18 protein-coding genes are annotated in these 21,464 nt (G+C 71.8%); 12 read left to right on the top strand and 6 right to left on the bottom strand.

Going from position 1 to position 21,464, the window contains the following annotated elements; translation table 11 throughout:
• Position 1 precedes the first annotated feature (1 nt).
• Positions 2-976: a bile acid:sodium symporter family protein gene (locus I3V78_RS10245; RefSeq protein ID WP_204486566.1), complete on the bottom strand. Its 975-nt coding sequence runs from the start codon at positions 974-976 to the stop codon at positions 2-4.
• A 117-nt stretch (positions 977-1,093) separates the two neighbouring features.
• Between I3V78_RS10245 and I3V78_RS10240 the strand changes: the two genes are divergently transcribed.
• The 10 genes from I3V78_RS10240 (at position 1,094) to I3V78_RS10195 (ending at position 13,227) form a co-directional block, all read left to right on the top strand.
• Positions 1,094-2,029 (top strand): hypothetical protein, encoded by a 936-nt coding sequence (locus tag I3V78_RS10240; protein WP_204486563.1) that lies wholly within the window; start codon positions 1,094-1,096, stop codon positions 2,027-2,029.
• Between the two features lie 429 nt (positions 2,030-2,458).
• Entirely contained in the window at positions 2,459-3,328 is an 870-nt protein-coding gene (locus tag I3V78_RS10235) for an alpha/beta fold hydrolase (protein ID WP_204486561.1), read from the top strand.
• A gap of 262 nt (positions 3,329-3,590) precedes the next feature.
• Positions 3,591-4,241, top strand: coding sequence for an immunoglobulin-like domain-containing protein (locus I3V78_RS40120; protein ID WP_204486558.1), 651 nt, complete (start codon positions 3,591-3,593; stop codon positions 4,239-4,241).
• 283 nt (positions 4,242-4,524) lie between these two features.
• Positions 4,525-7,524, top strand: coding sequence for a choice-of-anchor D domain-containing protein (locus I3V78_RS10225; RefSeq protein ID WP_204486555.1), 3,000 nt, complete (start codon positions 4,525-4,527; stop codon positions 7,522-7,524).
• Positions 7,525-7,613: 89 nt separating this feature from the next.
• Entirely contained in the window at positions 7,614-8,855 is a 1,242-nt protein-coding gene (locus tag I3V78_RS10220) for a serine/threonine protein kinase (RefSeq protein ID WP_338023518.1), read from the top strand.
• 109 nt (positions 8,856-8,964) lie between these two features.
• Entirely contained in the window at positions 8,965-9,861 is an 897-nt protein-coding gene (locus I3V78_RS10215; RefSeq protein ID WP_204486553.1) for a heme/hemin ABC transporter substrate-binding protein, read from the top strand.
• A gap of 10 nt (positions 9,862-9,871) precedes the next feature.
• Complete coding sequence (locus I3V78_RS10210; protein ID WP_204486551.1) at positions 9,872-10,921, top strand: FecCD family ABC transporter permease; 1,050 nt, start codon at positions 9,872-9,874, stop codon at positions 10,919-10,921.
• Positions 10,918-11,721 carry a heme ABC transporter ATP-binding protein gene (locus I3V78_RS10205; RefSeq protein WP_204486548.1) on the top strand — a complete coding sequence of 268 codons (804 nt, stop codon included), beginning with the start codon at positions 10,918-10,920 and terminating at the stop codon, positions 11,719-11,721. Before I3V78_RS10210 ends, I3V78_RS10205 begins: the two co-directional genes overlap by 4 nt.
• Before the next feature lie 54 nt (positions 11,722-11,775).
• A complete protein-coding gene (locus tag I3V78_RS10200; protein WP_204486546.1) occupies positions 11,776-11,955 on the top strand; it encodes a hypothetical protein in 180 nt (59 codons plus the stop codon).
• 27 nt (positions 11,956-11,982) lie between these two features.
• The gene (locus tag I3V78_RS10195; RefSeq protein WP_204486543.1) at positions 11,983-13,227 is read left to right on the top strand and encodes a radical SAM/SPASM domain-containing protein; all 1,245 of its coding nucleotides are present in this window, start codon (positions 11,983-11,985) and stop codon (positions 13,225-13,227) included.
• A 3-nt stretch (positions 13,228-13,230) separates the two neighbouring features.
• Here I3V78_RS10195 and I3V78_RS10190 read toward each other — a convergent pair whose 3' ends face one another.
• Genes I3V78_RS10190 through I3V78_RS10180 form a run of 3 tightly spaced genes read right to left on the bottom strand, consistent with a single transcriptional unit; the run spans position 13,231 to position 18,421 of the window.
• Positions 13,231-15,264 carry a response regulator gene (locus tag I3V78_RS10190; protein ID WP_204486541.1) on the bottom strand — a complete coding sequence of 678 codons (2,034 nt, stop codon included), beginning with the start codon at positions 15,262-15,264 and terminating at the stop codon, positions 13,231-13,233.
• Positions 15,261-18,053 (bottom strand): ATP-binding protein, encoded by a 2,793-nt coding sequence (locus I3V78_RS10185; RefSeq protein WP_338023517.1) that lies wholly within the window; start codon positions 18,051-18,053, stop codon positions 15,261-15,263. The genes I3V78_RS10190 and I3V78_RS10185 overlap by 4 nt, the downstream gene beginning before the upstream one ends.
• Positions 18,050-18,421 carry a response regulator gene (locus tag I3V78_RS10180; RefSeq protein WP_204486538.1) on the bottom strand — a complete coding sequence of 124 codons (372 nt, stop codon included), beginning with the start codon at positions 18,419-18,421 and terminating at the stop codon, positions 18,050-18,052. The genes I3V78_RS10185 and I3V78_RS10180 overlap by 4 nt, the downstream gene beginning before the upstream one ends.
• A 217-nt stretch (positions 18,422-18,638) precedes the next feature.
• On the opposite strand from I3V78_RS10180, the gene I3V78_RS10175 reads away from it, so the two are divergent.
• Positions 18,639-19,046: a DoxX family protein gene (locus tag I3V78_RS10175; RefSeq protein ID WP_204486536.1), complete on the top strand. Its 408-nt coding sequence runs from the start codon at positions 18,639-18,641 to the stop codon at positions 19,044-19,046.
• 43 nt (positions 19,047-19,089) lie between these two features.
• Here I3V78_RS10175 and I3V78_RS39125 read toward each other — a convergent pair whose 3' ends face one another.
• On the bottom strand, positions 19,090-19,707 hold the full coding sequence (locus I3V78_RS39125) for a hypothetical protein (RefSeq protein ID WP_239576376.1): 618 nt from the start codon (positions 19,705-19,707) through the stop codon (positions 19,090-19,092).
• A gap of 162 nt (positions 19,708-19,869) precedes the next feature.
• Here I3V78_RS39125 and I3V78_RS10160 point away from each other — a divergent pair, with 162 nt between their 5' ends.
• Positions 19,870-20,616 (top strand): DUF1338 domain-containing protein, encoded by a 747-nt coding sequence (locus I3V78_RS10160; RefSeq protein ID WP_204486534.1) that lies wholly within the window; start codon positions 19,870-19,872, stop codon positions 20,614-20,616.
• Between the two features lie 4 nt (positions 20,617-20,620).
• Here the strand turns inward: I3V78_RS10160 and I3V78_RS10155 are convergent, their stop codons facing one another.
• Positions 20,621-21,442, bottom strand: coding sequence for a phosphate/phosphite/phosphonate ABC transporter substrate-binding protein (locus I3V78_RS10155; protein ID WP_204486532.1), 822 nt, complete (start codon positions 21,440-21,442; stop codon positions 20,621-20,623).
• Between the last annotated feature and the right edge of the window lie 22 nt (positions 21,443-21,464).

The raw sequence follows: 21,464 nt of genomic DNA, 5'->3' as shown, positions 1-21,464 counted from the left end.
GTCACCCGCGCCGGGCGGCATACCGGCGCGCCAGCACCGCGCACACCATGAGCTGCAACTGGTGGAAGAACATCAGCGGCAGCACGATGGCCCCGACCGAGCCTCCGGCGAAGAGCACGCTCGCCATGGGCACTCCGCTGGCGAGGCTCTTCTTGGAGCCGCAGAAGACGATGGTGATCTCGTCCTCGCGCGAGAAGCCCAAGAGCCGGCTGGCCCCCACGGTCGCGAGCAGCACCGCGGCCAGGAGCACGCCGCTGAGCACGCCGAGCACGAGCACCTCCCTCCACCCCAGGCGCGACCAGAGGCCGTTGACCACCGCCTCGCTGAACGCGGTGTAGACCACAAGCAGGATGGAGCCCCGGTCCACGAAGCCCAACACGGGGCGTTGGCGCTCCACCCAGGCGCCGATCCACCCGCGCAGCAGGTGTCCCGCCACGAAGGGCACGAACAGCTCCACGAAGATGACGCCCACGGACTCCAGGGAGATGCCCCCGCCCTCGCTCCCGCCGCGCAGGAACACGCTCACCAGCAGCGGCGTCAGGAACACCCCGAGCAGGTTGGACGCGGAGGCGCTGCACACCGCCGCCGCCACGTTGCCCCCCGCCATGGACGTGAACGCGATGGAGGACTGCACCGTGGAGGGCAGGAGGCACAGGAACATGAAGCCCAGCAGCAGGGGGGGATCCACCCACCCGTCCAGCGCCCAGCGCAGGGCCCCGCCCAGCAGGGGGAAGAGCACGAACGTGGAGGCGAGGACCACCCCATGCAGCCGCCAGTGCCCCATGCCCTCGAGGATGGCCTGACGCGACAGTCGCGCGCCGTGCAGGAAGAAGAGCAGCGCGATCGCCGCGTGGGTCACGGCGTCGAGCGGGGCCACGGCCGCGCCCCGGACCGGGAGCACCGTGGCCAGCCCCACCGTCGCCAGCAGGGCCAGGGTGAAGGTGTCGGGGCGGAGCCGGGACAGGAGGGTCGTCATCGCCCGGCCCTTCTACCCCGGACGGCGCACGGGGTCCGCCCCCCCCTGAACACGGGCTAGGCTCCGGGGTGACACTCTGAACACCATGGGCCCACCTCATCTGGGAGTCGTTCATCCATGGTCAAGCAGCACGAATGCGGTAGTGCGGTCCTCGCGGTCCTCTCGGCGGCCCTCGTCTGGTCGTCTCCAGCCCACGCGGACGATGACCGGGTCACCTACACGCTCCGGCAAGGCGATTCCTACGACCATGCCCTGACCTTCGGTGGCGGCCTGCTGCTCGCCGTGCCTGGCACCTTCGGCGGGGAGATCTTCGCCAACGCGACCGACGCCACCTTCGCGCCCAACCTCTACCTGGATGCCCGGGCCCACCTGTCCTACGGCCCGTTCGCCGACAGCTTCTCCTACAACTACAGCGGCTCGGTCAGCACCACCTTCGGCCTCCAGCTCAAGGCGGGCTTCGTGCCCACCTTCTGGGGCTACGGCACCACCAACATCGGCGTGAGCGATGACCGCTCGCTCAAGGACGTCCCCACCGCGAAGGCCTGGGGCTTCGGACCGTTCGGCGGCCTGGACGTGCTCGTCCACCCCTGGCAGCCCGAGGGCGACCCGGCCGGCCGCCGCCTGGGCTTCAGCCCCACGCTCATGGGGGGCCTGCACATCGAGCGCTCCGTGGACGTGGCGGCCGACATCGAGGGCTGGGGCTACCACGAGCGCGCGGACAAGATCGCCGTGGACGTGGCCGCCACCTATGGCCTGTTCGGCCCGCACCAGGGCCTGGGCGCGCTCCTGCAGCTGCGCTGGACCCTGGCCAAGGCCTCGCTCTTCGGCCAGAAGCTCTACATGGGCGGGGACCTGGGCGGCGTGTTCCTCAACGCCAACGACCGGATCGGCCTCGAGCCGGACGCGGGCGTGCTCGACACCTTCACCGACACCGTGCGCTTCGGCCTGTCGGTGGGTCTGGTCTTCTCCAGCCCGGGTCACTCGCGACTGCCCCAGCTCGACATGGAATGTGTGCGTCAGCACCGCACCACCACGGGCTGCCGCGCTCCCTGAAAGCCCTGGCGGCGGTGTGTCCTCCGCTCAACGGCTCCGGCCCGCACTGCGCAAAGAGTGCAAGGTGACTTGCACGTTTTGTCACCCCACTCCGCAAAGTTTGTCACCCCCGAAGGCGGCGTGAAAAGCCAAATAGCCGGATTCCTTGGGGGCGGGCCTGGACCGGGGGTCGGCATGGGGGATGCTTGGGAAAGGCTCGTGCGGCCACACCGCACACGAGAGGGGGATCCATGCCGCAAGCACGTCCTGTGGTGTCCAGGGAAGCCGACGTCTGGGTTCTGCGCCTTCAAACGGCCAGTGGGAAGGTCCAGGAATATCGTTGCAGCACCGAGAACCAGGCGCGGCAACTCGCGCTGGTGCTCTCGGCGGCTTCGGGGATGGAAGCGACTTCCGCGCTCTGAGCCGCCTCCGATGGGGTAAGCGGGAGCCATGACCCGCCCCCCCTTCGAGACCCTGTCGGTGGAGGTGCACGGCCTTGGCCTGCACGTCCGCCAGCGCCATGCCGAGGGCTCGCCGGCCGTCGTGTTCCTGCACGGCTGGCTGGACCATGGGCATGGCTTCGATACGCTCGTCGAGCACCTGCCCGACACGTGGCGGCTGGTGGTGTTCGACTTCCGGGGCATGGGCCGCAGCGCGTGGCTGCCCCGGCCCGGCCACTACCAGCTCGGCGATTGCCTGGTGGACCTGGAGGCGGTGCTGCGCGCCACGGGGCTCGCCCAGGCGCACCTGGTGGGCCACTCGCTCGGGGGCATCATCGCCACGATGTACGCCGCCGCCCGGCCCGAGCACGTCCGGAGCCTGAGCCTCATCGAGAGCCTGGGGCCCACGGGAGGACCCCCCGAGAACGCGCTGCCTCGGCTGCGCGGCTTCCTCCAGGACCTGGAGCGCGAGCCGAACCGCAAGCGCTACCCGTCCGTGGAGGCCGCCGCGGCGCGCCTGCGCGAGAACAACCCCGGCCTGCCCGAGGCCGCCGCGCTGCACCTGGCCCGCCACGGCACCGAGCCCCTGCCGGAGAGGGACGGCGGCGGCGTCGCCTTCACCTTCGATCCCACGCACCGCCGCCGCTTCGCCCAGGGCTATGACGACGCGCAGTGGCTCGCGGTGTCCTCGGGCGTGCGGTGCCCGGTGCAACTCGTGTTGGGGAGCACGGGCCACCGCATGGAAGAAGCGCGGGCCGAGGCGCGGCTCGCGGCCCTGCGGCTCGCGCGGCCGCCGATCGTGATTCCCGGCGGGCACCACGTGCACCTGGAGCAACCCGAGGCCGTGGCCCGGGCCCTGGTGGACTTCATCACGCCCTGACGCGCGGGAGCGGACACTCGGGCGGTGGACTCGTTTCACATTCCTACACAGACTCCGAATCACAAACACACGGAATGAGGCACGGGTATGTTCCCGGGTGCCGATTGGCGTTCACTCCGCCATGGGTGCATCCGGGGGTTACCTGTCCATGACAACGCAATTCCAACGCCTGCCAGGGCTCGTGCTCCTGGCGGCACTGAATGTGTGTGCCTACGGTCCGAGCGCGGAGGCAAACCCTTTCACTCCGTCCGAAGGACAAGCCGTGGAGGGACTCCAGTCGGAGGGCCCCGTCCCCGAGGACAGTCCGGCGTCCGAAACACCGGAGGCGCTGGCCCTCCCGACGACGCCAAACCCAGACGGACAGCCCCAGGACAGCGCGCCGCCCCCGGAAGCGCTCGAAGCACCCGCCCCGGCTTCGCACGAGGTGGCGGGGTCCGCCTGGGAGGCCCCCCCACCCCAGCTCATCTGCCCCGATCCGAGCACGCTCGAGTGCGTGCGCGGCCGGACGGAGGGCATGACGGGCATCACCCCGCTCACCTACACGGCGTCCGACAAGGACGGCCACGCGCTCTCCTGCACCACCACGCTCACGGTGCAGGACACCCAGCCGCCCGCGCTGACGCTGCTCGGGCCCGACGTCATCGTCCTGGGCCACGGCGTGTCCAGCTACACCGAGCCCGGCTTCTTCGCGCTCGATGCCTGCGCGGGAGACCTGAGCGCCCAGGTCGAGGTCATCGGCGCGATCGATCCCACCGTCCCGGGCCTCTACCCGCTCATCTACTCGGTGACGGACGGCGCGGGGCTCACCACCACCGCCACCCGGCTCGTGGAGGTGGTCGTCCCGGAGGGCCCGTGCCGCATCCCTATCACCGTGGGCGCCGGCACCACCGAGGTTCACCTGTTGACGGAGTAGCGCCCCACGAGGGGTTCCGGACCGCCCGCCAAGGCCCGGGACCCCGCCTCCGGGTGGGAAAATCTTGTCGCCTGCCCGCCCCTCCTGTCCGTCGGGGCTGATCGGCAAGCCATGAAAAAAGCTCCACCCCCGAGGGCACTTCGTTTCCCACTGATCCCCGCCTACCTCCGCCTACCCTCGGCCAAGCCCCTGGAATTGCTCACCCGTGCCAAGGCGCCCCGTCTGGTACGCAATTTGATGGGTGCCCTGCCGGGTAGGTGTGTGTTCGAGGCGGGGACGGGTGATGACGACAGGTCGAAACGGTAAACGGATCATCTGGCTGTCGCTGTTGGCGGGAGCGCTGGCCGCGTGCCATGAGCCAGGAGAGACGCGCGCGGTGCAGGCCACGGCCGCGGTGGACACCAACGCGCTGGACTTCGGCGAGGTGCCGGTCGGCGAGTGGCGCGAGAAGGTCGTGCGTCTGCGCAACGTGGGCTACGTGCCCTTCCACGCGCTGGAGGCGCTCAAGCTCGGTGACAACCCCGCCTACGAGGTGTCCTTCGACGGCGAGGCGCGCCTCATGCCGGGCGAGGAGAAGCTGGTGCGGGTGCGCTTCCACCCGCTCGCGGAAGGCGGCAGCGAGGAGTCGCTGAAGGTCAACACGGACGCCAACGCCGGTCAGGAGCACCTGGTGAAGGTGAAGGGCCAGGGCGCGCCGCTCACCGTGCGACTGGAGCCGGCCCTCTTGGACTTCCAGACGTTGGAGGTGGACAGCCAGCGCGTGCTGCGGCTGACCATCACCAACCCCGTGGACCTGCCCCTGAGCGTGACGGTGACGGGGGACGCGGCCAAGGCGTTCAGCGCGGACAACATCACCGTGCCGCCCCGGGCCACCGCCCAGTTGGAGACGAAGTACTTCCCCAAGGATCTGGGCGAGATGAGCGCGCAGGTGGAGGTGCGCCCGTGCGACACGTGCACGCCCACGGTGGCGGGGCTCGCGGGGCGCTCGGTGGCGAGCGCGTTCGTGTTCGACCCGGCCCCGGTGCCCTTCGATCAGATTCCGGTGCACGAGACGACGCGCTCCTTCACGCGCGCCAAGAACATCACCTGGCGGCCGGTGACCATCCAGGGCATGGGCACGAGCGACACGGCCTTCACGCCGCTGGAGGCCATGGGGTCGCGGCAGGTGCAGCCGGGCGAGGAGGTGCGGGTGCCGCTGGAGTTCGCGGCGCGCTTCTCCGGGCCCAACATGGGCACGCTGACGGTGGGCTATGAGTCGGACAAGCCCCGGCAGGCGCAGGTGACGCTGGATGCGCGCGGCGGCCGGCCCACGCTGGCGGTGGCCCCGCTGGCGCTCGACTTCGGCGAGCTGCCCTCGGGCGGCAAGCTGGCCAAGACGATCCGCATCACCAACGCGGGCACCTCGGGCAACCTGTACCTCAAGGGAGTGCGGGCCGACGGCATGTGGGCCCACTTCTCCGTGGACAACATCCTGCGCGGCAAGGCGGTGCAGCCCTGGACGCCGGGCAGCACCTGGCCCGCGCTGGAGACGGAGAACCTGCCCATCGCGCCGGGCACGGACGCGTTGGACCTGACGGTGTACTTCGAGCCGCAGAACTCAGGCCGCTTCGAGGCGACGCTGGTGCTCGTGTCGGACGATCTCTTCAACCCCGAGCGCACCATCCTGCTCACCGGCACCGCGCGCGACACCGGCACGTGTGTCTACACGCTCAAGCCCCAGCCGGTGCTGGACTTCGGCAACCTGGAGCCGGGCCGCGGCGCGGTGCTGGGCTTCCGCTTCGACAACACGGGCCGCGCCGAGTGCGCGGTGAAGAACATCCACGTGTCCAACGACGGGGGCGGGGCCTTCTCCATGCCCGGCGGGAAGATCGTGGGCGGCTCGGTGCCCTACGCCTCGGCGTTCAGCGCCATGGTGTCCTTCCGGCCGCCCGCGGTGGGCGACTACCAGGGCGAGCTCACGCTCACGGTGAATGACCCGGCCAACCCCACGGTGCGCCTGCCGCTGCACGGCACGTCCCTGGCGAGCTGCCTGGTGGCGGCGCCGGCCTTCGTGGACTTCGGCCCCATCCGCTATGACTGCGCCACGCGCCCGCGCCGCACGCTGGTGTCCAACCAGTGCGCGGCCCCGGTGAGCGTGACGGACGCGCACATCGGCGCGGGCACGAGCGAGCAGTACCAGCTCGTCACGCCGCCCGCGCTGCCGCGCCAGCTCGCCCCCGGCGAGGGCTTCGAGCTGGAGTTCAGCTACGCCCGCGACGTGCTCGGCCAGCACTACAGCCCCTTCTTCGTGAAGGAGCAGAACGAGCCCAACCCGCTGATGATCCCGCTGCTCGCGGAGACCAACCACGAGGGCCTGCAGATCGACCGCTTCATCCAGGGCACCGACAGCCAGTTGGACGTGCTCTTCGTGGTGAGCAACACCACGACGATGGGGGAGTTCCAGAAGCGGCTGAAGAACGCGATCCCGGGGTGGCTGGAGCGCGCGCGGCAGGTGGGCGTGGACGTGCGCGTGGGCGTCACGAGCACGGGCCTGAGCACCCGCTCGCCCGCGTGCACCAACGCCACGGCGGGCGGTGACGCGGGGCGGCTCGTGCCGGCGGACGGGCACCGCGCCCGCACCGCGGCGAGCACCTCGGCCACGGCGGCCACCACGGTGCAGGCCAACATCGACGACGTGGGCCTGTGCCACAACCTGGTGCAGGGCCTGGAGACGATGCGCCAGGGCCTGTCCTCGCCGCTCATCACCAGCATGGACGACCCGCGCACCCCGCTGCCCAACGACGGCAACCAGGGCTTCCTGCGCACCACGGCGCGGCTGGCCGTGGTGGTGGTGGCCGACGAGGACGACCACTCGGGCTTCGAGCCGGAGAGCTACGTGCAGTTCCTCCAGTCCATCAAGGGCACGGGCATGGGGCACCGCAGCCAGCTGTACGCGCTGGTGCCCACCGACACGCGCTGCACCACCGCGGGCGGGCCCGGCACGCGCTTCTCCGCCGTGGCCCAGGCCACCGGGGGCGCCGCGGACTCCATCTGCCTGGGGGACTACGGCTCCTTCCTGGAGAAGCTGCTCAAGCGCGCCGAGGGGCTCCAGGCGGACTTCCCGCTGACGGCCACGCCCAACGGCCTGACGGAGATGCGCGTCCAGGTGGCGGGTCGGGTCCTGGGCACGGACCAGTGGTCGTATGACGCGGCCCGCAACGCGGTCGTCTTCAAGACGGGCGCGGTGCCCGTGCCGGGCCAGAACCTCGAGGTGCGCTACCGCAGCATCTGCGCGGCCCCCTGACGCGGCTGCTTGAGCAGGGCGCCCCCGCGAGGGAACTCGCGGGGGCGCTTCCGTTGGCGCCCCCAGGACGGATATGGTGGGCCCCTTCCGTGGAAACCTTCGGCCGCTACGAACTGCTGCGCAAACTGGCGACGGGTGGCATGGGTCAGGTCTACCTGGCCCGGCAGAAGGGTCCCGTGGGTTTCCAGAAGCTGCTGGTGCTCAAGCGGCTGCTGCCCCACCTGTCCGAGGACCACGAGTTCATCCAGATGTTCCTGGACGAGGCGCGCATCGCCGGGGTGCTCAACCACCCGAACATCGCGCAGATCTACGACCTGGGGGACGTGGACGGCATCTTCTACATCGCCATGGAGTACGTGCAGGGCGAGTCCGTCAACCAGGTGAACATCCGCGCCCGCCGCGCCAAGGGCGGCCTGCCCCTGGGGCTCAAGTGCCGCATCGTCGCGGACGCGGCCGCGGGGTTGGACCACGCGCACCAGGCGCGCACGCCCTCGGGCCGGCGGCTCGGGCTCATCCACCGCGACGTGTCCCCGCAGAACGTGCTGGTGGGCTTCAACGGCAACGTGAAGATCATCGACTTCGGCGTGGCCAAGGCCGCGGGCAAGCTGTCCCAGACGATGGTGGGCACCATCAAGGGCAAGCACGCGTACATGTCTCCGGAGCAGGCGCGCGGCGAGGAGCTGGACGCGCGCTCGGACGTGTATGGCCTGGGCATCGTGTTCCACGAGCTCCTGACGAGCCAGCGGCTCTTCAAGCGCGAGACGGACCTGGCCACGCTCAAGGCCGTGGTGGGCGCGCGCGTGGCGCCGCCCAGCGAGCTCGTGCCCGGCATCCCCCCGGAGTTGGACGCGGTGGTGATGAAGGCCCTGGCGCGCAAGCGCGACGAGCGCTACCAGAGCGCCGGGGAGCTGCAGCTCGCGCTCGAGGACTTCCTCCTCGCCGAGCGGCTGCCGGGCACCCAGGCCCACCTCACGGCCTTCATGAAGGACCTGTACGCGCCGGAGCTCGAGGAGGACCGCTTCGCCACCGAGCCCACCGTCATCCAGTTCGACCCGCGGCTGCTGCGCGAGCACGCCCCGGCCGCCGCGCCGGCCCCGGCCCCGGCCCCGGCCCCGGCCCCGGCGCGCGAGACGAGCTCCCCCTCCGCGACCCGGGTGGGCCCGGTGCAGGGGCCCGTCCAGCCGCCCCGCCTGCGCACCGCGCAGCCCGCGCCACCGCCCGCCGCCCCGCTCCCGAGCGCTCCCGCCCCCCGGCGAGCCCCGGCCCCGGGTGCCCCCGCACGGGGCCCGGCCACGCCGCCCGCCGCGCCGGACGAGCCCTCCGAAGACTGACACGCCCCCTCCCGCGCTTGACAGGCCGCGCCCGAGAGGAGAAGGTCCGCCGCGAAGTTGATTTTGATTATCACATTCACTTCCTCTGGACAGGGGAAGAGGAGTCGTCATGCGTCCGCTCGCCATCCTGTTGTCACTCGTGGGGGCCGTGCTCGCGGGAGCACCCGCCCACGCCGCGCCCCTCAAGGGCGTGGATGGGAAGACGGTGGACGTGGCGGTGCCCAAGCGCGTGGTGGCCATCAACTCCTCGCTGGTGGAGATCGTCTACGCGCTCGGCCAGGGCGGCAGCGTGGTGGGCACCGACGTGGCGGGCACCTACCCCGCGCAGCTGGCCCAGGTGGCCAAGGTGGGGCACCCCTACCACCCGAGCGTGGAGGGCATCATCAGCCTGGCGCCCGACGTGGTGCTCGCGAGCGAGGAGAACATGCCCGCCGCCACGGCCGAGCAGCTGCGCGGCGCGAAGGTGCCGGTGCTCGTGCTGGAGCACTCGGGCAAGTCGGGCATCCCGGCCCTCAAGCGGCGCATCCAGCAGGTGGCGGCGCTGTACCAGGTGCCCGAGGCGGGCCAGAAGCTCACCCAGGAGCTCGACACGCGGCTGGCCGCGCTCCAGAAGAAGGTCGACGGGGTGAAGACGAAGCCCCGTGTGCTGTTCCTCTACGCGCACGGCCCGGGCGAGGCGTTCGTCTACGGGCGCGACACGGGCGTGCACGTGCTCATCGAGCTGGCCGGAGGGCAGAACGCGGCGGACTTCACCACGGGCACCAAAGCGCTGACGGCCGAGGGCATGGTGCAGGCCGCGCCGGACGCCATCATCCTGCTGGAGCGGGGCATCAAGGCCGTGGGCAGCGTGGACGGCGTGCTGAAGATGCCGGGCGTGGCGCTCACCCCCGCGGGGGCCCAGAAGCGCATCCTCGCCGTGGATGACACCGTGCGGTGGGTGGGCCCCCGCTTCCCTCAGTTCGCCGACACCCTGTTCACCGGCCTGCATGCGCCCGCTCGGCCTTGACGCGCCCGGGATGCCCGGGTTCCACGCGCCGGCCGTCTGGGCCCGGCGCACGCGGGGGCTGCTCGTCCTGGTGCCGCTGCTGCTCGGGTGCGTGATCGTCTCGCTGGGCGTGGGCGCGGTGGCCATCAGCCCGGCCCAGGTGGTGTCCATCCTGCTCGAGTCCCTGGGCCTGCCGCGCCTGGCCGAGTTCACCCCGCAGCAGGCGGCGGTGCTGCACGCCATCCGCCTGCCGCGCGTGTGCATGGGCGTGCTGGTGGGCGCCGCCTTGGCGGTGGCGGGCGCGGCGCTCCAGGGCCTCTTGCGCAACCCCCTCGCCGATCCGGGCCTGCTCGGCGTGTCCGGCGGCGCCACGGTGGCCGTGGCGGCCGTGACCGTGCTCGCCCCGCACGTGCTCGGGCTCTACACCCAGCCGGTGGCGGCGTTCCTCGGCAGCCTCGTGGCCATCCTCGTCATCTCCTCGCTCGCGCGCGAGGGCGGGCGCACGAACGTGGCGATGATGCTGCTGTGTGGCGTGGCCATCAACGCGCTGTGCGTGTCCCTCACCGGGCTCTTCACCTACTTCTCCACGGATGACCAGTTGCGCGTGCTCGCCTTCTGGCAGCTCGGCTCGCTCTCGGCGGCGACGTGGACGTCCGTGTCCGTGCTGGCGCCGCTGGTGCTCGTGTGCGTGGTGGGCATGACGTGGCTGGCCAATCCGCTCAACGCGCTCTTGCTGGGCGAGGCCAACGCCCGGCACCTGGGCATCCCCGTGGAGCGGCTCAAGTGGACGCTCATCGCGCTGGTGGCGCTGGGCGTGGGCGCCGCGGTGGCCATGTCCGGGATGATCGGCTTCATCGGGCTCATGGTGCCGCACCTGGTGCGCCTGGCGCTGGGCTCCAACCACCGGGCGCTCCTGCCGCTGTCCACGCTCCTGGGCGCCACGCTGCTCGTGCTCGCCGACCTGCTGGCCCGCACCGTCGTCGTCCCCTCCGAGCTGCCCATCGGCATCGTCACCGCGCTCGCCGGGGCCCCCTTCTTCCTCGCCCTGTTGATGCGCCAGCGCGGGAGGCCCGCCCCATGAGCCCCATCCTCGACGTGCGCGACCTGAGCTGCCGGGTGGGCGACCGCGCCCTGCTGTCCGGCCTGCGCTTCACCCTGGAGCCCGGCCAGTTCATGGCCGTCGTCGGCCGCAACGGCGCGGGCAAGAGCACCCTGCTCAAGCACCTGACGGGCGAGGTGCCCGCGCATGAGGGGGACGTCCGCCTGTTCGGCGAGCCCCTGGCCCAGCACCGCGGCGAGGCGCTCGCGTGCCGGCGCGCCGTGGTGCCGCAGAGCATCCACCTGCCCTTCTCCTACGAGACGCTGGAGGTGGTGCTGATGGGGCGCATTCCCCACCAGCGCCGCCGCGCCGAGTCCCCCGAGGACGTGCGTGTGGCCCGGGCGTGTCTGGAGCGCGTGGGCCTGGGCGGCCACGAGGCCCGCGACTACCTCACCCTGTCCGGCGGAGAGCAGCAGCGCGTGCACATCGCGCGCGCGCTCGCGCAGCTGCACGGCACCCCGGGCGACCGGCTGCTGCTGATGGACGAGCCCACGAGCAGCCTGGACGTGGCCCACCAACACAAGACGCTGGAGCTCGTGCGGGAGCTCACGCGCGAGGGCGCCGCCGCGCTGCTCATCCTGCATGACCTGAACCTGGTGGCGCAGTACGCGGACCGCGTCTTGTTGCTCGCGGAGCAACAGGCCCTGGCCTTCGGGCCGCCCTCCGAGGTGATGACCACGGAGCGCCTGGGCCGGGCGTTTGGCTATCCCATGACGGCGCTGCCGCACCCGTGGCTGCCCTGTCCACTGATAGTCTCAGGAGAAGTGCGGCCCTCACATTGACAGTGAAGGCGCGTCTTTCTTTAATTCCATGGCCTCACACCCGAAGGGAGTGCCATGACGAAGACCGAGAAGAAGTTCCCGCGCACCGAGGTCATCGAGCGTCAGGAGGAGGTCGCCCGCGACATCCTCGAGCTGGATGAGAACACCCTGGAGGGCGTGCGCGGTGGCGGAGCCAAGTACGGCATCCCCCCGAAGCTGCCGCCCCCGCCGACCGAGTTCGAGCAGCAGAACTAGTCCCGCCGCCGAGCGCGTCCCCCGCCCATGACGCTTCCGCGCCTGCAGAAACGCACGGCCTATGCCGTGTGGGAGCTGACCCTGAAGTGCAATCTCGCCTGTGGGCATTGCGGCTCACGGGCGGGGGACAAGCGCAACGACGAGCTGTCTCGGGAAGAGGCGCTCGACCTGGTCCGCCAGATGGCCGAGGTGGGCATCCAGGAAGTGACGATCGAGGGCGGCGAGGCCTTCCTCCGCCCGGACTGGCTGGACATCGCCCGCGCCATCACGGACCACGGGATGATGTGCACCATGACGACGGGCGGCTATGGCCTGTCGCGCGAGACGGCGCGCCGCATGAAGGAAGCGGGCATCGCGCACGTGTCGGTGTCCGTGGATGGGCTGGCGGCCACGCATGACCGCATCCGCGGCAAGGCCAACTCCTTCTTCTTCTGCATGCAGACGATGGGGCACTTTCGCGAGGTGGGCCTGCCCTTCAGCGCCAACACGCAGATCAACCGCCTGTCCGCCCCGGAGCTGCCGGCGCTGTACGAGCGGCTGCGGGACGCGGGCATCCGCTCCTGGCAGATCCAGCTCACCACGCCCATGGGCAACGGCTCGGACAACGCGTGGATGCTCTTGCAGCCCGCGGAATTGCCGGACCTGTACCGCTCGCTGGCGCGCATCGCGGTGCGGGCACGGGACGAGTCGCGCGTGGCGCTCGCGCCCGCCAACGACATGGGCTACTTCGGCCCGTATGACGCGCTGCTGTTTGGCAGCGTGGGCACCGTGTGGGCGGGGTGCAAGGCGGGCCTGTCCGTGCTGGGCATCCACGCCGATGGCGGCATCAAGGGCTGCCCCACCCTGCCCTCCGAGTACGTGGGCGGCAACATCCGCCAGAAGCCGCTGACGGACATCCTGGAGACGCGCGAGCTCACCTTCAACGTGTCCGCCGGCACGCCCGAGGGCACCGCGCACATGTGGGGCTACTGCGGCGGCTGCAAGTACGCCGCGGCGTGCCGGGGCGGCTGCAGCCAGCAGGCGCACGTGCTCTTCGACCGGAGAGGCAACAACCCCTACTGCCACCACCGCTCGCTGGAGCTGGCGGGACGGGGCGTGCGCGAGCGGGTGGTGCCCCACACCGCCAGCACGGGGCGCCCCTTCGACCACGGCACCTTCGCGCTGGTGGAGGAGCCCGTGGACGCCCCCTGGCCCGAGGACGACCCCCACCACTTCACCTACGAGCGCGTGGTGTGGCCCACGGGCTGGGAAGCCTTCCCCCTGCCCGCCTGAGCCTCAAATCTCGATGCGGTTGCGGCCGTTCTGCTTGGCCCGGTACAGCCGCTCGTCCGCGCGCCGCAGCAGCGCCTCCACCTGGGTGCCGTCCGTGCCGGACACGGCGATGCCGGCGCTCAGGGTGACGTGGAACGTCTCGCCCCGGTCGCCCTCGAAGGGCATGCGCTCCAGCTCGCGCGCCGTGCGCGAGAGGATCTCCCGGGCGCTCTCGGCCGTCTCGCCCAGCAGCGCCACGACGAACTCCTCGCCGCCCCAGCGACAGCGCAGGTCCTCCTTGCGGAAGCGCGCCGAGAGCAGCCGCCCCAGGCGCATGAGCACCCGATCCCCGGCCAGGTGGCCGTAGGTGTCGTTCACCGCCTTGAAGCGGTCCGCGTCCATGAGCATCACCGCGAGCGGCTTCTCCAGGCGCAGCGCCTCGGCGAGGCGGGCCCGGAGCGACTCGATGAAGGGTCGGCGCAAGAGCAGGCCCGTGAGCGAGTCACGCTCGGCGCGATCCTTGGCCAGCCGCGCCCGCTCCAGTCGGGAGTTGACGCGCGCGCGCAATTCCTCGCCGAGCACGGGCTTGGACAGGTAGTCGTCCGCCCCCGCCTGGAAGGCCGCCACGCGGAACTCCGACCCCGTGTGCGCGGTGATGAAGAGGATGGGCAGGGACTGCCACTCGGGCATGGAGCGCACGATGCGGCACAGGTCGAAGCCGCTCGGGCCCGGCATCTCCACGTCCAGCAGCAGCAGGTCCGGCCGGTGCTCGGCGAGCGCCTCCACCAGCCGGTAGGAGTCGCCCAGGCCCACCACCTCCACCTGGTGGCTCGTCAGCGCGGCGCTCAGGGCCCGCACCGCGTCCGGATCATCGTCGAGCACCAGCACGCGCGAGCGCTCGGGGCGCCGGGTGGCGGCCATGCGCTTGACGCTGTCCATCAGGTCCTGCTCGGAGAAAGGCCGGGGCAGGTAGAGCGAGGCGCCGGCCTGGGCCGCCGCCATGCGGTAGGGCACGTCGCCCTGGGTGCCGAAGAAGGCCAGGGGCAGCGACTGGGTGGAGTCCTCGCCCCGCAGCCGCGCGGCGGCCTGGAAGCCGCCCTCCTTGTGGCCCAGGTCCACGTGGAGCAGCGCCCCGTCCAGCCACTGCTTGCGCGCCGCCTCCACCGCCTCGTCCTCCGTGCGCGCCGTCACCACGCGCACCATGCGCTCGCGGCCCAGGCGCTCCATGTCCGCGAGCCACTGGGCGTCGTCGTCCGCCACCAGCACCGTGCCCAACCACCCGGACGCGGCGCTCGCGCTCGGCCGGGGCAGGGGCGGCGGCAGGGGCGACACGGCGCGCTGGGCGAGCTGCCCGAGCTCCGCCACGGCCGTCTTCAGGGAGGCCCAGTCCGCCGCGCCCTCGCCGTCGCGCACCGGGCGCAACTGCAGCTCCAGGCGGCCCGCCGCCGCGCTCACGTGCACGAAGCCGTAGGTGCCCGCGGTGCCGTGCAGCTTGTGCACGAGCATGAAGGCGTCCTCCAGGGCACCCGCCTGGCCACCGCGGGCCCGCTCCAGGGCGTCGGCGAGCTCCTGGACCTTCTCGCCCAGCCGGGCGCCGTACTCGCGGCTCAGCTCGGCCATGGCGGCGGCGAGCTCCTCCTCCGGGGACAGCTCGCGCGGGGGCGGCGTGGCGGGCACGGCCGGCGCGGGCGGCTTCACCGCCTGCTCCACCCACACGAACAGCTCCTGGGGCGTGTAGGGCTTGTGCAGCACGCGCGCCACCTTGAGCTCGCGGGTGAGCAGGTCGTGGCTCTTCTTGTCGCGCCAGAAGGCCGAGGCGAAGAGGATGGGCAGCGCGGGCTCGGAGGCGCGCAGCTCCTGGATGTAGTCCGTGCCGGACATGCCGGGCAGCAGGCCGTCCACGATGGCCGCGTCCACCCGCGCGCGTTTGAGCACGTCCCGGGCCTCGCGCACCGAACGCGCCGACTCCACCTGATAGCCCCGCTCGCGCAGGTAGGTGGACACGAGCGTCTGCAGGTCCTTGTCGTCTTCCAGGAAGAGCAGCGTGCCGCGACTCATGACGTCTCCTTGTGGGGGGGGGCGCCGCCGTCCCGCTGGGACAGCAGTCCGTTGAGCATGTCCTTCACGGACGCCAGCAGCACCTCATCGGTGGTGCGCGTCTTGATGAGATGCCGGGTGGCGCCCAGGGTGAGCAGGTTCTGATCCGCCGGGCTCAGGTCTCGGCCCGTGAAGACGATGAGGGGCGTGCCCCGGCCCTTGCCCTGGCGCAGGATGTCCACCACCTCGAACCCGTCCAGTCGGGGCAGGTTCACGTCCAGGACGATGAGGTCCGGCGGCGTCACCCGGGCCAGGGCCACCGCGCGCTCGCCATCCTCGGCCTCGAAGCACGTGGCGCCGAGCCGCTCGAGCTGGGCGCGCAATATCTGGCGCGTGGCCACGTCGTCGTCCACCAGCAGCACGCGCGCGTGGCCGGGCTGGCGGATGATGGAGCGCAGGGTGTGCAGGAAGCGGCCCTCGTCCAGGGGCTTCTTCATCCAGTCCACCAACATGGGCTGCACGCCGCCCTCGGCGCGCTCGGCGAGCATGAGCACGGGCAGCTCGCGCGCCCGGGGCTGCTCGCGCAGGCGGCGCACGAAGTCCAGCTCCCCGCCCTCCTGGCCCCGCGGGTCCACCACCAGCACGTCCGGGGCGCCCACCTCGATGAGCTTGGCGGCCTCGTCCAGCGAGGACGAGCGCAGCACGCGGTAGCCCTCGTGGGCCAAGAGGCCGCGCAGCACGCCGGACATCTCCACGTCCGTGGTCACCACGAGGATGGTGTAGCGCGAGTCGTCCGCCACCCGAGACACGGTGCTCGAGCCCTGCCGCACCGCCTGGAGCGAGAAGGTGAAGGTGGCGCCCTCACCGGGCTCGCCCAGCACGTCGATGTGGCCGCCGTGCTGCTCGACGATGGCCTGGGAGATGGCGAGCCCGAGGCCCGTGCCGCCCTTGGAGCGGGTGTCCGAGCTGTCGAGCTGCTGGAACTTGCCGAACAGCCGCGCGCGCTTGTCCGGGGGGATGCCCGGGCCCTGGTCCACCACGGAGAAGCGCACCTGGCCGCGGGCGTCCCGGGCGGCGCGCACCTCCACCCGGCCGTCCGGTGGCGAGTACTTGATGGCGTTGGACACCAGGTTGGTGAGCACCTGGATGAGCCGGTCGCGGTCGGCCTTCACCTGGCCCGCGTCCTCCGCCCGGGCCACGAGCGTCACGCGCGCCGCGTCCGCCATGGCGCTCACGCCCGAGAGCGTGGCCTCGATGACCTCGGCGCACTCCAGGGGCTGGGGCTTGAGCTCCAGCATCCCCGACTCCATCTTCTCCAGGTCGAGGATGTCGTTGATGAGGCGGATGAGCCGGTCCGTGTTGGAGCGGGCGATGCGCACCATCTCCAGGATGGGCGCGTCCAGCTCGCCCATGATGCCGCCCTCCAGGAGGCCCAGCGAGCCGCGAATGGAGGTGAGGGGCGTGCGCAGCTCGTGGCTCACCGTGGAGACGAACTCGTTCTTGAGCCGCTCCACGTGCTGGCGCTCGGTGATGTCGCGCACGTAGGTGGTGAAGCGCGGCGGCCCCTCCGAGCGCACGCGCAAGACGGTGAGCTCGGCGGGAAAGGTGCCGCCATCCGTGCGCAAGAGGGGCAGCTCCAGGCGCGTGGGCAGCCCGGGAGCGCAATCCGCCCGGAGCGCCCGGATGACTTGCGCGCGCTGCTCGGGCCGCACCGCCGCGGAGAGCGCCAGGGCGAGGAAGTCCCGGCCGCTGGCCTCCGCGCCCGAGAGGCGGAAGAGCTGCTCCGCCATGGGGTTGAAGTCCAACACGCGGCCCGCCTCGTCCAGGGTGATGATGCCGTCCGGCGCGCTCTGGAGGATGGCGGCCTTGCGCGCCTCGCTCTCGCGCACCTCCTGGTTGGCGGTGGACAGGGCCTCGGTGCGCTCCAACACGCGCCGCTCCAGGTCCGCGTTGAGCGCGTCGAGCGCCTCGCCGGTGCGCGACAGCCGCCAGAGCACCTCCAGCACGAACGCCACGAGCAAGAGCGTGATGACGAAGAGCAGCACCCGGAAGCGCTCGGAGCGCGCCTGCGCGCGCTCGTAGTGCTGGAGGTAGGCGGAGATGAGCTTCTCCCCCTCGGGACCGACGGGACGCCGCATCAGGTTCGTCAGCGTCTGCTCGCGGTCCTTGGCATGGACATGGAGCGCGTGGGCTTCCGCCTCCACGCGGATGCGGAGGGCCTCGGCGTCCGGCAGGCCCGCGCTCACCGCCGCCACGGCGCTCAGCGCCTGCTCCAGGGAGGGGCCCTCGCCCTGCTCGGCGCTGGCCTGCACCGCCTGGGCGAGCACCTGGGTCCGCTCGCGCGGATCACCCGCGGGCAGGGCCGCCACCAGGCCCGCGAGCTCCCGCGCCAGGCGCTCTCGCCGCTCGTGCTGGCGCGCGGTCTCCTCGCGCAGCCGCGACACCAGCAGCTCCTCGGGCAGGAGCACACTCACGTAGACGTCGATGGCCTCGCGCAGGGAGCGCTTCTCGCCGTCGGACAGGTACGAGGGCACACCCTGACGCAGGGCGTCGGCCTGCACCCGCAGGGTGGCGAAGGCCTCCGGGGCGACCTCCCTGGCCTGGGGCAGACCCAGGTGGAACTGGAGGATGTCCTGGTCGACCTGGGTGCTGGACACCCGGAGCTGGCGCAGCTGCGCGCGGTACGCCTCGTGCTCGGCGACGGGCAGGGGTCGGCCGAGCACGAACAGCACGCACAAGAGCGCGAGCGCCACGGCGGCGAGCACCACGGAGCGCTTGGAGAAGCGCCGCATTCGCACGGGGAGTTTCACGGCACCAGCTTCTTGATCTCCGCGGGCAGGGTCAACGGCTCGAAGGGCTTGCCGATGACGCCCACGGCGCCCAGTTCCAGGTAGCGCGCCACCTCGTGCTTCTGGATCTTCGCCGTCATGAAGATGACGGGCGTCTGGGCGGTGGAGGCCTGGGCGCGCAGCCGCGCCAGGGTGGTGGGTCCATCCATGCCGGGCATCATCACGTCCAGCAGGATGAGGTCGGGCCGCTCGGCGTCCGCCTTCATCAGGGCCTCGTCCCCGGAGGCCGCGAGCACCGTCTCCCATTTGCCCACGCGGCTGAGGCTCAGCTGGCCAATGGTCCGGATGTCGGCCTCGTCATCCACGAGCAACACTTTGCGAATCGGCATGCACTTCTCCGAGACAATGGGGCGGGGGCGAACGAACATGGACTGCCGGTGTATTCCGCTGATGCCACGAATCCGTCCGGGTGACGAGGGGGCAGACGCCCCAGGTCCACCCCGTCCTCCCCCGGGACCGGCTGGAAAAACCGGAAACGTCGTGTCGATCCCGCCTGGGGCCATTCGTCCTTGAGTGGAAAGCCACCCCGGTCTCCGGAGTTTCGTCATGCAAGTTGTCTCGACCCCCCAGCGTTGGATCGGCCGCGTCCTCACCGGCCTGGTGACCCTGTTCCTGCTGTTCGACGGCGTGACCAAGGTCATGCGCCATCCCATGTCCGTGGAGGGCACCGTGACGCTCGGCTACCCCGACAGCTCGGTGGTCCCCATCGGGGTGCTCGTGCTCGTGGGGCTGGGGCTCTACCTGATTCCCCGGACCTCGGTGCTCGGCGCCATCTGGCTGACCGGCTTTCTCGGCGGAGCCATCGCCACCCACGTGCGCCTGGGCAACCCCCTGTTCAGCCACACCCTCTTCCCGGTCTACGTGGCGGCCATGATGTGGGCGGGGCTGGCCCTGCGCACCCCGCGGGTGAGGGCCTTGCTGCTCAACCGCTCCCCCGTGGACAGCACGCCGTGAGCCTCGGAAAGGTCCACGGCGTGGGGAGCGCACCTCGCCTCCGCTACACCAGCACCCACCAGCCGCCGAGCACCATGGAGCCGAACGAGGCCACGGCGGGTCCGTGGCGCAGCAGGGCTTCCGGACGGGGCATGCGCCGCGTCGTCGCCGCCAGGGCCGCGGTGAGCCCCGCCATGGCGAGGGTGCTGCCCAGCGCGAAGCCCCCCAGGTAGAGCACCTTCCAGGCCACCGAGGCCGACACCGCCGCCGGCAGGAACAGGAGCACGGCCGCGGCGCCCGTCAGGCCGTGGATGAGGCCGATGATGAGCACGCCCCAGGACGTCTTGGAGCCGGGGGCGGGCGCGCCCAGGGCCGCCACGGGCGCGTTGCGGGTGTGGACCCAGCGGCCCAGGCCCACGGCCCCCATGACCAGCAGCGCCGCGCCAGCGGCCCGGCTGCCCCACTTGTCGAGCAGCGCCAGGTCGAGCATGGAGGCCACGGCCATGACGATGGAGGCGCACACCAGGGTGCCCAGGGCATGGCCCACGCCCCAGAGCAGGCCCACCCGCCACGCCTTGCGGCGCAGGCCCAGGGACAGCGGGGCGAGACTCAACAGATGGTCCGGACCCGAGACGGCGTGCAGCGCTCCGGAGCCCAGTCCAACGAGGGCGGCGAGACCCATGAGACGATTCCTTCCCTCCCCCGCGGAAGCAGCGGGGGATGTCAGAACAATGCGTCGTGGGGTCCGTTCGCGCCAAGACATTGGGGGAATGGCACTGACAAGCGGGAGCTATCAGGCCCCGGACGCTGGGACGCCCGCCGTCTTTCCACTAAGACACGGCGCATGAGCCAGGACGCCACCCGACTGCTGGACCTGCTGTGGGAGCGCTATGCGGCCGAGGTGCCTTACGCCCGGACGTTCGCGACCCTCTCCAACGGCCGATTCCAGAACGACCACATCGCGCTGCGCTCGCTCGCCCGGCCGGGGGGCGGCATCGCGCTGTTCGCGGACGTCTTCGCCCGGTTCGGCTGGACGCCCGCCGGGCAGTACACGTTCCCCGACACCCACCTGTCCGCCATCTACCTGGCGCACCCGGAGGGCCTGCCCCGCGTCTTCATCTCGGAGCTCCACGCGGAGCGGCTGTCCCCCGAGGCCCAGCGGCTGCTGGCCGCGCTGCCCGTGGACCCGCCCGCGCCCACGGAGATTCAAGCCCTGGCCGACTGGTTCTCGGCGCCCCCCGCCCCCGAGGAGGCCGCGCTGCTGGCCCTGGAGCGGGAGTCCCAGTACGGCGCGTGGCTGCTGGCGTTCGGGCGCAAGGTGAACCACTTCACCGGGACGGTGGACGACGTGGAGGCCTGGCAGCGGCGCATGCTGGAGGCGGGCGTGCCCATGAAGAGCGACATCGAGGGCGCGCCCGGCACCGCCCTGCGGCAGACGGCCACCCGCGCCGCGCCCGTCCCACTCGCGCTCCGGGGCGGCCAGACCCGCCCCTGGCCCTATGCCTACTTCGAGATCGCCCAGCGCGCGCCTGGCTTCGACGGCTTCCTCGGGCCCCAGGCCCGCGCCCTGTTCGACATGACGAAGCGCTGAGCGGCTACAGGCTCGCGAGCGCCACGCGGTAGAGCGCGCGGTAGCCCATGCGGGGGGCGGGCTCGAAGCGCTCCGCGGTGAAGATCTCCTCCAGCAGGCGCTGGCCGTCCGCGCGCTCGTGCAGCGTGAGGAAGGCGCGCTCCAGGAGCGCCGCCACGTCCGCCGCCACGCTCATGCCCACGGGGACGCCGTCGTTGGGCGCCTCCTCCGTGTACGCGAGCAGGTCGAACGCCCCCCCCTGGCCCGGCAGCACCACCTCCACGCCGTCCGAGTAGACGAGGCCCGTGGACTCCGGCGGGCAGAAGACGCTCGCCACGTCCGCGGTGCCCTCGCGCACCGCCGCCAGGGCCGCCTGGTAGGAGCCGGTGAACTGCTGCGCGGAGAAGACGCGGGCGGGCTCCAGCCCCTGGGCCTTGAGGTACGCGGCCGGCAGCAGGTAGCCGCCCACCGAGTCCCGGTCCACCCACGCCATGCGCCGGCCCTGGAGCGTGGCCAGCGTCAGCCCCGAGCCCGCGCGCACCACCAGCGCCGAGCGGTAGGAGGAGCGCCCCCGGCGCACGCCCCGCGCCAGCACCCGCACGCCCATGGCCTCCATCCGCGCGCACACGAAGGGCGGCGCCCAGACGGCGTCCGCCCGGCCCGCGAGCAAGTCCTTGGTCAGCGCCTCGTAGCTGGCCGCCACCCCCACCTCCACCTTGCGGTGCAGGGCACGCGCCAGGAAGGCCGTCAGCGCCTCGGCACGCTCGCGCGCCGGGCCGCTGCCCAGCGAGGGCGGCAGACCGAAGCGGAACGACACGCGGGCCGGATGCGGAGGGGGCGCGGGCATGGGGCGGCGGGGGCTCCCGGAC

Origin of the sequence: Archangium primigenium (genome assembly GCF_016904885.1) — a bacterium.
Taxonomy (GTDB): Bacteria; Myxococcota; Myxococcia; order Myxococcales; family Myxococcaceae; genus Cystobacter; species Cystobacter primigenius.
This window is presented reverse-complemented; position numbering and strand designations above follow the sequence as displayed.

Bases quoted from the DNA above. Each gene is read 5' to 3' on its own strand.
- I3V78_RS10160 (WP_204486534.1), top strand. From the start codon at position 19,870: ATGAGCCAGGACGCCACCCGACTGCTGGACCTGCTGTGGGAGCGCTAT.
- I3V78_RS39125 (WP_239576376.1), bottom strand. From the start codon at position 19,707: ATGGGTCTCGCCGCCCTCGTTGGACTGGGCTCCGGAGCGCTGCACGCC.
- I3V78_RS10175 (WP_204486536.1), top strand. From the start codon at position 18,639: ATGCAAGTTGTCTCGACCCCCCAGCGTTGGATCGGCCGCGTCCTCACC.
- I3V78_RS10155 (WP_204486532.1), bottom strand. From the start codon at position 21,442: ATGCCCGCGCCCCCTCCGCATCCGGCCCGCGTGTCGTTCCGCTTCGGT.
- I3V78_RS10225 (WP_204486555.1), top strand. From the start codon at position 4,525: ATGACGACAGGTCGAAACGGTAAACGGATCATCTGGCTGTCGCTGTTG.
- I3V78_RS10215 (WP_204486553.1), top strand. From the start codon at position 8,965: ATGCGTCCGCTCGCCATCCTGTTGTCACTCGTGGGGGCCGTGCTCGCG.
- I3V78_RS10240 (WP_204486563.1), top strand. From the start codon at position 1,094: ATGGTCAAGCAGCACGAATGCGGTAGTGCGGTCCTCGCGGTCCTCTCG.
- I3V78_RS10200 (WP_204486546.1), top strand. From the start codon at position 11,776: ATGACGAAGACCGAGAAGAAGTTCCCGCGCACCGAGGTCATCGAGCGT.
- I3V78_RS10180 (WP_204486538.1), bottom strand. From the start codon at position 18,421: ATGCCGATTCGCAAAGTGTTGCTCGTGGATGACGAGGCCGACATCCGG.
- I3V78_RS10205 (WP_204486548.1), top strand. From the start codon at position 10,918: ATGAGCCCCATCCTCGACGTGCGCGACCTGAGCTGCCGGGTGGGCGAC.
- I3V78_RS10235 (WP_204486561.1), top strand. From the start codon at position 2,459: ATGACCCGCCCCCCCTTCGAGACCCTGTCGGTGGAGGTGCACGGCCTT.
- I3V78_RS10210 (WP_204486551.1), top strand. From the start codon at position 9,872: ATGCCCGGGTTCCACGCGCCGGCCGTCTGGGCCCGGCGCACGCGGGGG.
- I3V78_RS10195 (WP_204486543.1), top strand. From the start codon at position 11,983: ATGACGCTTCCGCGCCTGCAGAAACGCACGGCCTATGCCGTGTGGGAG.
- I3V78_RS10190 (WP_204486541.1), bottom strand. From the start codon at position 15,264: ATGAGTCGCGGCACGCTGCTCTTCCTGGAAGACGACAAGGACCTGCAG.
- I3V78_RS10245 (WP_204486566.1), bottom strand. From the start codon at position 976: ATGACGACCCTCCTGTCCCGGCTCCGCCCCGACACCTTCACCCTGGCC.